At 73.5% G+C, this 11,788-nt stretch carries 9 protein-coding genes and 3 tRNA genes; 1 reads left to right on the top strand and 11 read right to left on the bottom strand.

Going from position 1 to position 11,788, the window contains the following annotated elements; translation table 11 throughout:
* Positions 1 to 60: 60 nt before the first annotated feature.
* The 10 genes from ACFWDO_RS13745 to ACFWDO_RS13790 form a co-directional block, all read right to left on the bottom strand.
* Positions 61 to 1,719 carry a cation acetate symporter gene (locus ACFWDO_RS13745; RefSeq protein WP_380326703.1) on the bottom strand — a complete coding sequence of 553 codons (1,659 nt, stop codon included), beginning with the start codon at positions 1,717 to 1,719 and terminating at the stop codon, positions 61 to 63.
* Positions 1,719 to 2,066, bottom strand: a complete 348-nt coding sequence (locus tag ACFWDO_RS13750; RefSeq protein ID WP_380326700.1) for a DUF485 domain-containing protein — start codon at positions 2,064 to 2,066, stop codon at positions 1,719 to 1,721. Before ACFWDO_RS13750 ends, ACFWDO_RS13745 begins: the two co-directional genes overlap by 1 nt.
* Before the next feature lie 143 nt (positions 2,067 to 2,209).
* Positions 2,210 to 2,989: a tRNA (guanosine(46)-N7)-methyltransferase TrmB gene (trmB, locus tag ACFWDO_RS13755; protein ID WP_380326697.1), complete on the bottom strand. Its 780-nt coding sequence runs from the start codon at positions 2,987 to 2,989 to the stop codon at positions 2,210 to 2,212.
* A 35-nt stretch (positions 2,990 to 3,024) separates the two neighbouring features.
* A complete protein-coding gene (locus ACFWDO_RS13760; RefSeq protein ID WP_380326694.1) occupies positions 3,025 to 3,456 on the bottom strand; it encodes a pilus assembly protein CpaE in 432 nt (143 codons plus the stop codon).
* A gap of 52 nt (positions 3,457 to 3,508) precedes the next feature.
* A complete protein-coding gene (locus ACFWDO_RS13765; RefSeq protein ID WP_380346992.1) occupies positions 3,509 to 4,810 on the bottom strand; it encodes a HupE/UreJ family protein in 1,302 nt (433 codons plus the stop codon).
* The gene (locus ACFWDO_RS13770) at positions 4,807 to 8,820 is read right to left on the bottom strand and encodes a metallophosphoesterase (RefSeq protein ID WP_380326031.1); all 4,014 of its coding nucleotides are present in this window, start codon (positions 8,818 to 8,820) and stop codon (positions 4,807 to 4,809) included. The genes ACFWDO_RS13765 and ACFWDO_RS13770 overlap by 4 nt, the downstream gene beginning before the upstream one ends.
* A 218-nt stretch (positions 8,821 to 9,038) precedes the next feature.
* Positions 9,039 to 9,114, bottom strand: a tRNA-Lys gene (locus tag ACFWDO_RS13775).
* 78 nt (positions 9,115 to 9,192) lie between these two features.
* Positions 9,193 to 9,268: transfer RNA gene (locus ACFWDO_RS13780), tRNA-Lys, on the bottom strand.
* 103 nt (positions 9,269 to 9,371) lie between these two features.
* Positions 9,372 to 10,592, bottom strand: a complete 1,221-nt coding sequence (locus tag ACFWDO_RS13785) for an acyl-CoA dehydrogenase family protein (RefSeq protein ID WP_380326033.1) — start codon at positions 10,590 to 10,592, stop codon at positions 9,372 to 9,374.
* 20 nt (positions 10,593 to 10,612) lie between these two features.
* Entirely contained in the window at positions 10,613 to 10,909 is a 297-nt protein-coding gene (locus tag ACFWDO_RS13790) for a GroES family chaperonin (RefSeq protein WP_380326038.1), read from the bottom strand.
* Between the two features lie 164 nt (positions 10,910 to 11,073).
* Between ACFWDO_RS13790 and ACFWDO_RS13795 the strand changes: the two genes are divergently transcribed.
* Entirely contained in the window at positions 11,074 to 11,580 is a 507-nt protein-coding gene (locus tag ACFWDO_RS13795) for a peroxiredoxin (RefSeq protein ID WP_380326036.1), read from the top strand.
* A gap of 15 nt (positions 11,581 to 11,595) precedes the next feature.
* Here the strand turns inward: ACFWDO_RS13795 and ACFWDO_RS13800 are convergent.
* A tRNA-Leu gene (locus tag ACFWDO_RS13800) sits at positions 11,596 to 11,678 on the bottom strand.
* Positions 11,679 to 11,788 lie beyond the last annotated feature (110 nt).

Raw genomic sequence — 11,788 nt, forward strand, 5'->3', positions numbered from 1 at the left:
CCGAGGTCTCCTCGGGGCCCTTCGTCGTGGTCGCCGCCGGGACGGCTGCCCGGTGCTCGGTCAGTGCTTGGCGACGGCCTTCTCGGCGCCGGCGCCGGTGAGGGACCGGACCTCCATCTCGGCGAACTTCTCCGGGTGCGGCTTCTCCTTGGACAGGAAGGTGCCGACGATCCCGAGCAGGAAGCCGAGCGGGATCGACACCAGGCCGGGGTTCGTCAGCGGGAAGACGGCGAAGTCCGCGGACGGGAACATCGCCTTCTCGTCGCCCGACACCGTGGGCGACAGGACGATGAGCACGATGCAGGAGATCAGGCCGCCGTAGATGCTCCACAGCGCGCCCGACGTGTTGAACCGCTTCCAGAACAGCGAGAACACGATGGTCGGCAGGTTGGCCGAGGCGGCCACCGCGAACGCGAGCGCCACGAGGAACGCGACGTTCTGGTTCTGGGCGAAGATGCCGCCCACGATGGCGATGATGCCGATCACCACGACCGTCCAGCGCGCGATCCGCACCTCCGAGTCGGGCTTGACCTTCCCCTTCTTGATGACGTTGGCGTAGATGTCGTGCGAGAAGCTCGCCGCCGCCGTGATCGTCAGGCCGGCCACCACCGCGAGGATCGTCGCGAACGCCACCGCCGAGATCAGGCCGAGCAGGATCTCCCCGCCGAGGGCGAACGCCAGCAGCGGTGCCGCGGAGTTCACGCCGCCCGGCGCGTTGAGGATCGCGTCCGGGCCGACCAGCGCTCCCGCGCCGTACCCGAGCACCAGGGTGAACAGGTAGAAGATGCCGATCAGCCAGATCGCCCAGACCACCGAGCGGCGGGCCTCCTTGGCGGTGGGCACCGTGTAGAAGCGCATGAGCACGTGCGGCAGGCCCGCCGTGCCGAGCACCAGGGCCAGCGCGAGGGACAGGAAGCTCAGCTTGCTGGTGCCGGTCATGCCGTACTGCTTGCCGGGCTCGAGCAGCGCCTCGCCGCCCTCGCCGGCCGCCTGGACGGCGCCGCCGAGCACGTCGGAGAGGTTGAAGCCGAACTTGGCCAGCACCCAGAACGTCATGATCGCGGCGCCCACGATGAGCAGCACCGCCTTGATGATCTGCACCCAGGTGGTGCCCTTCATGCCGCCCACCAGCACGTAGAGGATCATCAGCGCGCCGACGACGGCGATGACGAGGCTCTGCCCGGCGCGGCTGTCGACGCCCAGCAGCAGGGCGACGAGGCCGCCGGCGCCGGCCATCTGGGCGAGCAGGTAGAAGAAGACGACGAGCAGGGTGGCGAGCGCCGCCGCCATTCGGACCGGCCGCTGGCGCAGCCGGAAGGAGAGCACGTCCGCCATCGTGAACTTGCCGGTGTTGCGCAGCAGCTCGGCGACCAGCAGCAGGGCGACGAGCCACGCGACGAGGAACCCGATCGAGTAGAGGAAGCCGTCGTACCCGTTGATCGCGATGGCACCGCAGATGCCGAGGAACGACGCGGCCGACAGGTAGTCGCCGGCGATCGCGGTGCCGTTCTGCGGCCCGGTGAAGTTGCGCCCGCCGGCGTAGAAGTCGGCGGCGGACTTGTTCTGCCGCGAGGCACGGAACACGATCACCAGCGTGACCAGCACGAACGCGGCGAAGATGCCGATGTTCACCCAGGGGTTGCCGACGTCGGTGGCCTCGGCCGCGGAGACGACGGGGGCGCCCGCGACGCCCGCGACGGACGTGGACAGGATGCCGATCACAGCTCGCCCTCCTCGATCTCGCGGCGCAGCGCGTCCGCCCGCGCGTCGAACTTCTTGTTGGCCCAGCGGGCGTAGAGCATCGTGATGACGAACGTGGAGACGAACTGGCCGAGCCCGAACAGCAGGCCGACCGTGATGTTGCTCCCGCTCAGGCGGATGCTCATGAAGTCGTGGGCGTAGTTGGCGAGCAGGACGTAGACGAAGTACCAGACGAGGAACAGGGCCGTCATCGGGAAGACGAAGTTCCGGAACGCGCGCCGCAGCCCCTGGAACTCGTCGGACCGCTGCACCCGCTGGTACTCGGTCTCCCCTGGCGGCGGCTCCGCCGTGGACAGGTCGCTCATGATGCCTCCGTTGGCTCATGCGATCGGCCCGGGGCCACGCTGCCCCGGTCGAGAACGTTTCGCGTGGCACACCTTGCTAGAGGGGGCGCATGTGGCGCAAGCCACAAAACGGCGCGTCGGGGACTCGCCGGACCGCGGGAGGGTCAGCGGCGCACGTACTCCAGGTCCGTCACGACGCGCCCGGCCGCCGTGCCCTTCTTCTCGAAGCTGGTCAGCACGCGGCCGTCGAAGCGCGGCGCCGGGGTGCCCGCCCCGTGCGCGTTGCGAAGGTCGCCGCTGGCGTCGAGCACCTCGACCATCTGGTCCGCGTACTCCACCCAGTCCGTGGCCAGGCGGAGCACCCCGCCGGGGTGCAGCACCCGCGCGGCGAGCCGGGCGAACTCGGGGGTGACCAGCCGCCGCTTCTGGTGGCGGGACTTGTGCCAGGGGTCGGGGAAGAACACCCACAGCTCGTCGACGGACGCCTCCGGCAGCGCGGTGGCGAGCAGCTCGGCGGCGTTCGCCTGCGCGAGGCGCAGGTTGTCGAGCTCGTTGCCGGGCGCGCCCCCGTCGCGGCCCGGGTCGGCGCCGGCGTGCCCGGCCCGCACGATGGCCTGCGCCAGTCCCGGCGTGTAGACCTCGACGGCCAGGTGGTCGCGCTCGGGGTGCGCGGCCGCGGCCGCCACGATCGCCTCGCCCTGCCCCGAGCCGATCTCCACGACCAGCGGCGCCGTCCGGCCGAAGACCTGCGCCGGGTCGAGCCGCCACGCCGGGTCGACGGACGTCACCGCGAGGTCGCGGGGCACGTCGACCAGGTAGCGGTCACGCCGGGTGTCCCAGGCCTTGCGCTGCGCGGCCGTGAGGCGCGCGCTGCGCCGCACGAAGCTGACCGGCTGGCGGTGGTAGCGCGGGTCGACGGACTCGGACGTCACGGGATCGGGCACGGCTCAAGGGTAGACGGACGCCGGCGGGAGACCGGTCAGGAGCTGAGCTCCACGAGGGCGAGCAGCGCTGCGCCGTACGCCTCCGCAGGGTCGTCGTCGGCGAACGTCCGCCGCTCGCCGAGCAGCTCGACGTCCACCTCGTACCGGTCCCGCGCGCCGTCCTGGGCATCGTCCCGTGTCGTGCGCCGCAGCCCGAGGAAGGTGGAGCGCAGCAGGTCGCGCAGCTGGTCCTCGCGCGGCAGCCAGAGGGCGTCCTCGATGGCCACGGAGTCGAGCGCCCACTCGGTCGTCCCGTTGAACCCGAGGATCGTGCCCGTCGGGAACTCGTGCGCCTGGATCGTCATCGTGCTGACGGTGAAGACGTCGTCGGACAGCTCGGGGGCGTCGATCCGGAACCGGTCCCCGTCGGCGGGGCGCCAGACCAGCCCTGCGTCGCGCAGCCGGGCCGCGAGCTCGGTGGAGATCATCGGGCCATCGTCCGCCCGTTCGCGGCCCGGCGCGCGCCGGTCGCCGGGCGTGTCAGCCCAGCCCGAGCACCCGTTGCGCGAACCAGAACAGCCCCACGACCGCGACCCCGGCGGCGACGACCGCGGTCACCCACCGCGCGGTGCCCGGCGTCCGGCGCCGCAGCAGCACGAGCAGCGGGAACACCACCGCGATCAGCGCGAGCTGCACGGCCTCGATGCCCACGTTGAACACGAGCAGGGACCCGAGCAGCCCCCACGACCACGGCTCGTCGAGCCCCAGCGCACCGGCGAAGCCGAGCCCGTGCACCAGCCCGAAGGCGAACACGACGGCCAGGCGGGCGACGTCCGCCCGGCTCAGGTCGTACCAGCGGGCGCGCGGCTCGCGCGCCGCGTCGCGCAGGGTGCCGAGCAGGATGTCGGGCCCGGTGCCGTGCCGGGCATCGAGCCGAGGATCGAGCTGCGGCGGCGCGCCGGGCCGCAGCGCCCACAGGTGCCCGGCCGCGACCGCGGCGATGGAGATCGCGATGATCGGCTCGACCACCGCGCCGGGCGCGCTCACGGCGCCCGTCGCCGCGAGCAGGAACGTGACCGAGTGCGCCACGGTGAACGACGTCGCCACCAGGACGACGTCGCGCAGGCGCCGCGAGCCGACGACGAGGGCCAGCAGGAACAGCAGGTGGTCGGGGCCGAGCAGCAGGTGCTCCGCGCCGAGCACGAAGAACGCGCCGAGCCGGTGGGCCGTGCGGTGCTCCCCCGTCGTGACGGTCGGGTCGGCCGGCGTGAGCACCGCGGACCCCTGCTCGTCGTCGAGGTCGAAGGCGACCATCGTCTCCGTGGTGTGCACGAAGGTCTCGGAGTCGGGGAACAGCGCGCTGAAGAGCGTGTGCGTCCCCGAGCCGTCGTCGGTCCCGGCCGGGCAGGCGTAGTCGAGCACCACCGTGGCATAGGACGTCCCGCCGCGGTCGCCCACCGTCGGGTCGCCGGCCAGGGCCGGGGTGCAGCGGTCGTCGCCGGCCGCCACCTGGAACCGCTCGGCGACGTAGACGGCGACCTCGTCGGCGTGCTTCGCGAGCTGGGCGCCCTGCGCGGAGGCGCCGCGCGCGTCGTACGCCTCGGCGGTGAGCCAGGCGGACTTCATGAGCAGGTCGTACTCGAGGTCGAGCTCGACGTGCACGTGGCCGCCGTCGCCGGCCGTGACCCGCGCGTACGCGTCGGTGGTGGCGTCGTGCGCGGCGGCGGCCGGCGCCGACGCCACGGCGGCGAGGGCCGCCAGGGCCGTGAGGCCGAGGACGGCGAGGGCCGCCAGGACGGCGCCGCGACGCGACGCCGTCCTGGCCCGGGTGCGGAGGGTCACCGCGTGCCGCCCCCGGTGGTGAGGATCGCCGGCTCGGCGGCGGTGACGCCGCCCCCGCGGGTGGTGGCCGTGACGATCCAGGCGTACTGGGTGCCCCGCTTCAGGCGGTCCCAGCGCACCGACGCGACCTCGCCGGAGGCGACCGTCTCGCGGCCGATCACCCGCGTCGGCGCGTACACGGCCAGCGAGTCCGTGACGAACGACGTGGTGCGGGTGGTGAGGTCCACGGGCAGCACCATGTTGTCCGCGGTGGAGTCGTAGCGGGCGTCGGGGTCCCACTCGTCGGCGCCGAAGTCGTCGAGGAACGGCGAGTAGGTGTCCACGTTCATCTCGGCCCGGTCGACGTCGAACTGCAGCAGGCGGAAGTACGACGCCCCGAACCGCAGCCGCTCGGCCGGGTCGTGGCCGCCGATGCCGGCGAGGCCGACCCGCTGGGCGGGCACGGTGAACGCCTGGTAGTCCGCGAGGAGCTCCACGACGCCGTCCGCGATCTGCCCGACCTGCGGCTTCACGTTGGTCGTGACGCCGTGGACGTGGCCGGCGAGCACGAGGAAGACGTTGTCGTTCGGCTGGACGACGTACTTGAACAGCGGGGAGCCGTCCGGCGCGGCGAAGCCCGCGTCCCGGCCGTCCTTCTGCGTGCTGGCGGCGAGGTACGCGTGGGTCATGAGGATGCCGTTGCGGTCGGAGTACCGCTCGAAGATCCCGTCGGCCCACTCGGCCTCCTCGCGGGTGACGCCGTAGCCCATGCCGACGGCGACGAAGTCCAGCCCACCCGCGGAGAACAGGACGTAGTGGTTGGAGTTGTCGCCCTCGCGCCACGACCCGTACTCGGCGTTCTCCCACGACTCGGCCGCGGCCTGGTAGCGGTCGGGGCCGAAGTACCGGTTGTACGTGTCGGCGCCGCCCGCCGCCCCCGACCAGTTGTCGTGGTTGCCCGCGACGGCCGAGTTGGGGATGCCGTCGATCTTCGCCTGCTGGCGGGAGGAGACCTCGAACTCTCCGGTCACCTCGTCGCGCGTGGCGTCGTCCTTCGGCTCGCGGATGTTGTTCTCGATGAGGTCGCCGGTGTGCGACACGAACGCGATCTTGCGCTCGTCGGCGTTCTCGGCGATCCAGTCGGTGACCCCCGCGTACGCGGACTCCCACACGGCCCGCTCCTCGGCGCTGTCCGGCTCGACCGCGCCCTCGGACAGGTACTGGGTGTCGGTCATGTGCGCGATGGAGAAGTCGTAGTCGGCCGGGTCGGCGAAGCCCTCCGGCCCCGCGTCGAGGTCGTCCGCGAACGGGTCGGTGGCCGCCACCATGACGTGCACGACGCCGCGGTCGCGGTGCTCGGGGCCGGCCGGCGCGACCAGGACGGTGTCCCCCTCGGCCTGCCCGCGCGACGCCGCGATCGTGTCCCAGGCCTTCGCCCGCACGTCCCAGACCAGCAGGGAGACCTCGCGGGCCGGGTCGGCGGTGCCGCTCCAGCGCACCACCGGGTGCTCCTCGGAGGTCTTCAGCCGCACGTCGAAGCGCTGGTAGGCGACGTCGTCGGCCTGCGGGGACGCGAGCGTCCTCCCGTCGCCGGCGGCCATCCCCTTCGCCGAGACCTTCCTCGCCCCGCGCGGGTTCAGCTCGGCCGGCACGTCGGCCGCCGTCCCCTGCCGGACCTCGCCGGGCGGCAGCACGTCGGCCTGCCCGAACGTCGCGGTGACCCTGCCCCCGTCCGGGCCGGCGACGCGCGCCGAGAGCTTCACCGAGGTCCCGGCGCCCGTCGTCCCGGAGGCCGGGGCGAGGTCGGACGGGACGTCGGGGACGCCGGCGCTCGTGAACGAGATCTCGCGCGTGGCGCTGTTGCCGAGCGAGTCGGCGGTCGCCACCTGCAGCGTGTGCTCACCGGCGGGCAGGCCGGGCCCGACCGGCGCGCCGAGCGCGACGGCCTCGCCGTCGAGCGTCACCTGCGGGTCGCCGACCACTCCGCGCGGGTCGGCGAGCTCCACCGCCAGCGGGACGGCGCTGGTGATCGTCGCGCCGACGGCCGGCGTCGAGGACGCGATCTTCGGCGCGGTGTTGTCGGTCTCCAGCACGCGGGTCGCGCGCTCCCCCGTGGTCGAGGCCGCCGCGAGCTCGTGCTCGCCGTCCTCGAGGTCCGCGGTGTCGACGTCGGCGCGCAGGCCGCGGGCCGGGGCGTCCACGAGGAAGTGCAGGTCGACCTGGCGGAAGGAGTTGAGGTTGGACCCGCAGGTGCCGTCGCCGAGCGCGTACGACGCCGCGGCGTTCTGCTGCTGCGCCGTGCCGGCGGCCGGCGTGAGGACGACGTCGGAGACCGTGAAGTCGTCGAGGTTGCAGTCGTTCTCGAACGCCCCGGCGACGACGTCGACCTCGTTCCAGCCGGGCAGCAGCCACTCGTTCGGGAACGTGATCTCCCCGCGGCCGCCGACGATCGTCTGGTCGATGCGGCGCTCGATGCCGTTGATCCGCAGCAGGTTGTGCGCGGACCCGTCGAGCGAGTTGGACCCGACGGCGAACGACACGGTGGCCTCGCCGTGGCCCAGCGCCGGGAACGCGGTCTCGCCGGCCGCGTCGATCGTCCAGTCGAGCTCGATCTTCGGCAGCGCGGTGGCGCTGGAGCCGCAGCTCCCGTCGCCCATGGCGTACGACGCCTTAAGGTCGGCCGGAGGTGTGACCGTGCCGTCCGCGACGCTCAGCGCGAGGTCCGACGCCGTGAAGTCGTCGACGTTCGCGCCGCACGAGGAGGACACGTCCCCCGCGACGAGCGCGATCGTGTTCTTCCCCGGGCGCAGCACACGGTTCGGGACGCCCACCCGGACCCGTTCGGAGACGAGGTCGCGGCCGCCCTCCCCCCGCAGGTCGAGCCGCGTGCCGTTGACGAGCAGGTGGTTCTGGTAACGCGTCTCGATCGAGTTGGCGCCGACGTCGAACGAGAACACCGAGACGCCGTCGCCGAGGGTCCGCGGCCCGGCGGCGGGCTCGCCGTCCACCGTGAGCGACGCCGTGCCGCCCTCGCGGTCGGCGGCCGCGGAGGCGGTGACCGTCCGGACCCCGCGCGTCAGCGCGCCGTCCTCCGGGGAGAGCGCGGGCGCACCGACCGGGGAGTTGTTGACCCGCACGGTGTGCGTCGCGGTGGCGCCGGACCGGGTGGTCGCGACGATCTCGTGCGCGCCGTTCGCCAGCGCGGTCGTGTCGACGTCGGCGGCGAGGCCCGTGGTGGCCCCCGGCACGCCGTCGACCTCGAACGTCACCGTCGCCTCCTTGACGTAGGAGGTGTTGGTGCCGCAGGAGCCGTCGCCCATCGAGTAGGTGAACGCGTTCCCGGTGTCGCCCGCGGTCTCGCCGAGGAGCTCGAGCTGCACCTCCGACACCACGAAGTCGTCGAAGTTCACGCCGCACGACGAGTCGATCCCGCCGGCGTGGATCTCGACCGTGTTGGTGCCCTGCACCAGCCAATCGTTGGGCACCGGCACCTCGACGCGCTCCGACACCCACGTGCGCTCCTGCGCGACGCGGTGCCCGTTGACCACGAGGTAGTTGCCGAACGCCACGTCGGCGGAGTTGCTGCCGACGTCGAAGGTCAGCGCGGACGTGCCGGTCGTCGCGGCGGTACCGGGCAGGTCCGCCCCGTCCACCGTGATCCGCCCGACGGGATCGCCCGCCGTCGTCGGGCCCGCCGCCACCCGGGTGGTGCCCGAGAGGTGGGCGCCGTCCTGCGGCGTCAGCGTGGGCGCCGTTCCCGGCGTGCCAGGCTTCCCGGGCTTGCCCGGCGTGCCGTGCTTCGCGACCCCGTCCGACGACGGGGCGTCGGGCCAGCCGGGGAAGCCGGGGAACCGGCCGTCGTCCGTGCCGCCCGCCACGTCCGTCGCCCGGCTCGCGGCCGGGGTCTCGGGCGGGCTCGAGGGCTGCGCCGCCGCCGGCGCGAGGCCGGCGCTCGGTATCGCCAGCGACGCCGCCACGACGCACGCGGCGACGGTGGACGCGCGCACGCGTCCTGAGGGGTTCGGCCGCATCAGCGTGCCGTCCTTCCTGTCGTCGATGAAGGGAAGGGCGCTCCCGCAGGCAGCCCGGGCTCACCCGGGGCACCAGGTTTCCCAGGCCGGGTGAACTCTCCGGTGCGTGCCGCAGGCGACCGGGAGAACACTGGACGACGTCTGGACGCCGACTCGGGGTGGGACCGACGGACGGAGGGACGACGAAGCCCCGCCCGGCGATGCCGGACGGGGCTGGGTGGTGCGCCATCAGGGACTCGAACCCCGAACCCGCTGATTAAGAGTCAGCTGCTCTGCCAATTGAGCTAATGGCGCGTGGCCAGAGGACGCCCGCGGCTCGCGCCCGGACGGTCCTCGCACGACGAGGCCCTCGCGGTGCGAGGACCTCGTTGCTGGTGCGCCATCAGGGACTCGAACCCCGAACCCGCTGATTAAGAGTCAGCTGCTCTGCCAATTGAGCTAATGGCGCCGGCGGTGAGAAACATTACCAGCCGTCGGCACGTGCCGGGAAACCGTCGTGCCCGGTCAGCGCTGTGACCTCGGTGACAGCCGCCCTGGCGGGCTGTCAGCATTCAGCGGAACGCCTGCACGCCCGTCAGGTGCCGCCCGAGGATCAGCGTGTGCACCTCGTCGGTGCCCTCGTAGGTGCGCACCGACTCGAGGTTGGCGGCGTGCCGCATGGGCGAGTGCTCGAGGGTGATCCCGTCGCCGCCGAGCACGGTGCGCGCGGTCCGCGCCACCTCGATCGCGCCGCGCACGTTGGCGAGCTTGCCCGCCGAGATCATGTGCGGCTCCAGCCGCCCGGCGTCCTTGAGCCGCCCCAGGCGCAGCGCGAGGAGCTGCCCCCGCGAGACCTCGAGCGCCATGTCCACCAGCTTCGCCTGGGTGAGCTGGAAGGCCGCCAGCGGGCGGCCGAACTGGACCCGCTCCCCGGCGCGGCGCAGCGCGGCGTCCAGGCAGTCGCGGGCCGCCCCGGTCGCGCCCCACGCGATGCCGTACCGCGCCTCGTCGAGGCACGCGAACGGCCCGGCCAGGCCCGGGTGCAGCGGCAGGATCGCGTCGGGCGGCAGGCGCACGTCGTCGAGCACGACGTCGCACTGGACGGACGCCCGCAGGGAGAGCTTCGGCTCGATCGGCGTCGCGACGAACCCGGGCGTCGACGTCGGCACCAGGAACCCGCGCACCCGCGGCTTCGCCTCCTCGCCGTTCTCGCCGTCCTCGGCCGGGTCCACGGCGCGCGCCCACACCACGGCGACGTCCGCGATCGACGCGAGCCCGATCCAGCGCTTGCGGCCGGACAGCACCCACTCGTCCCCGACGCGCGTCGCCGTCGTCGTCATCGAGGCCGGGTCGGAGCCGGAACCGGGCTCGGTGAGCGCGAAGCAGCCGATCGTCTCCCCCGCCGCCATCCCCGGCAGCCACCGTTCGCGCTGCGCGGGCGACCCGTGCTTCGCGATCGCCGACATGGCCAGCGAGCCCTGCACGGACACGAACGTGCGGATCCCCGAGTCGCCGGCCTCGAGCTCGGCCATGGCGAGCCCGTACTCCACCGCCGAGCGCCCGGCGCAACCGTAGCCCTGCAGGTGCATGCCGAGCAGGCCCGCCTCCGCGAGCCTCGGCACCAGGTCGCGCGGGAAGACGCCGTCCGCGAACCACCCCGCGACGTGGGGGCGGACGTGCTCGTCCACCAGCGCCCGCACGCGGTCGCGGGTGTCGCGCTCCCCAGGGCTCAGCTCGTCGTCGAGCGCAAGGAGGTCCAGGGGGTCCGCGGGTCGGGCGTCGTCGCCGGTCATGCGCCCCACTGTCCCAGAGGTCAGAGGTAGAGGCCCGTGGCCCCGCTGTCGTCGTCGGTCTCGGTGACGCCGTGCACGTCGCGCTCGCGCAGCAGCACGTAGTCGGTGCCCCCGAGGTCCACCTCGGCACGGTCCTCCGGGTCGTACAGGACGCGGTCGCCGACGGCCACCTGGCGCACGTGCTCGCCCTTCGCCACCACCTGGGCCCACGCGAGCCGCTTGGGCCCGGACGCCGTCGCGGGGATCACGAGCCCCGCCGTCGACTGCCGCTCGGACGAGTCCACCTCCGGCTGCACCAGCAGCCGGTCGTGGAGCATCCGGATGGGCAGCGGCTTGCCGGGGGACGTGGTGCGGGGCGTGGCGTCGGTCACGGGCCCCACGCTAGACGACCCGGGCGTCTAGGCTCGACGCCGAGCCCGCGCCCGCGACCCGTCGTCGGGCACCGCCCGCCGCCCGAAGCACGCACCCCGAAGGAGCCCCCGTGACCCGTCTCGCCGTCGGCGACGCCGCCCCCGCCCTCGAGCTGCCCGCCGTCCTGCCCGAGCCCGCCGGCACCGGCCACACCACCGGCACCTTCTCGCTGGCCGACGCGCTCGCCGAGCCGGGCCGCAAGGGCGTCGTCGTGTACTTCTACCCCGCCGCCATGACGCCGGGCTGCACCACCGAGGCCTGCGACTTCCGCGACTCGCTCGCCTCCCTGCAGGGCGCCGGCTACGCCGTCGTCGGCGTCTCCCCCGACGGCGTGGACAAGCTCACGACGTTCGCCGAGCGCGACGCCCTGACGTTCCCCCTCCTCGCCGACACCGAGCACGCCGCGCTCGAGGCGTGGGGCGCCTGGGGCGAGAAGAAGAACTACGGCAAGACGTACGTGGGCGTCATCCGCTCCACCGTCGTCGTCGCCCCCGACGGCACCGTCGCCGTGGCGCAGTACAACGTCAAGGCGACCGGGCACGTCGCCCGGGTGCGCAAGACCCTCGGGCTGGACTGAGGGTCGTCGCGAGAGTGCCGGAGACGGGGGTCGAACCCGCACGCCCTGGGGGCACGGCGATCTAAACGCCGCATGTCTGCCAATTCCATCACTCCGGCCGAGCGCGGGTCAGTCTAGGCGACGCACGACGGCCGCCCCGGGAGTCCCGGGGGGGGCGGCGTCGGGGTTGCGGGGCCTCGCGGCGCTCAGGCCAGCGGGGGGCCGGCGT

Origin of the sequence: Isoptericola sp. NPDC060185 (assembly GCF_042728595.1) — a bacterium.
Taxonomy (GTDB): domain Bacteria; phylum Actinomycetota; class Actinomycetes; order Actinomycetales; family Cellulomonadaceae; genus Isoptericola.

Excerpts from the sequence above, each read along its gene's own strand:
- ACFWDO_RS13760 (WP_380326694.1), bottom strand. The coding sequence starts at position 3,456 with ATGATCTCCACCGAGCTCGCGGCCCGGCTGCGCGACGCAGGGCTGGTC.
- ACFWDO_RS13750 (WP_380326700.1), bottom strand. The coding sequence starts at position 2,066 with ATGAGCGACCTGTCCACGGCGGAGCCGCCGCCAGGGGAGACCGAGTAC.
- ACFWDO_RS13785 (WP_380326033.1), bottom strand. The coding sequence starts at position 10,592 with ATGACCGGCGACGACGCCCGACCCGCGGACCCCCTGGACCTCCTTGCG.
- ACFWDO_RS13770 (WP_380326031.1), bottom strand. The coding sequence starts at position 8,820 with ATGCGGCCGAACCCCTCAGGACGCGTGCGCGCGTCCACCGTCGCCGCG.
- ACFWDO_RS13790 (WP_380326038.1), bottom strand. The coding sequence starts at position 10,909 with ATGCTCCACGACCGGCTGCTGGTGCAGCCGGAGGTGGACTCGTCCGAG.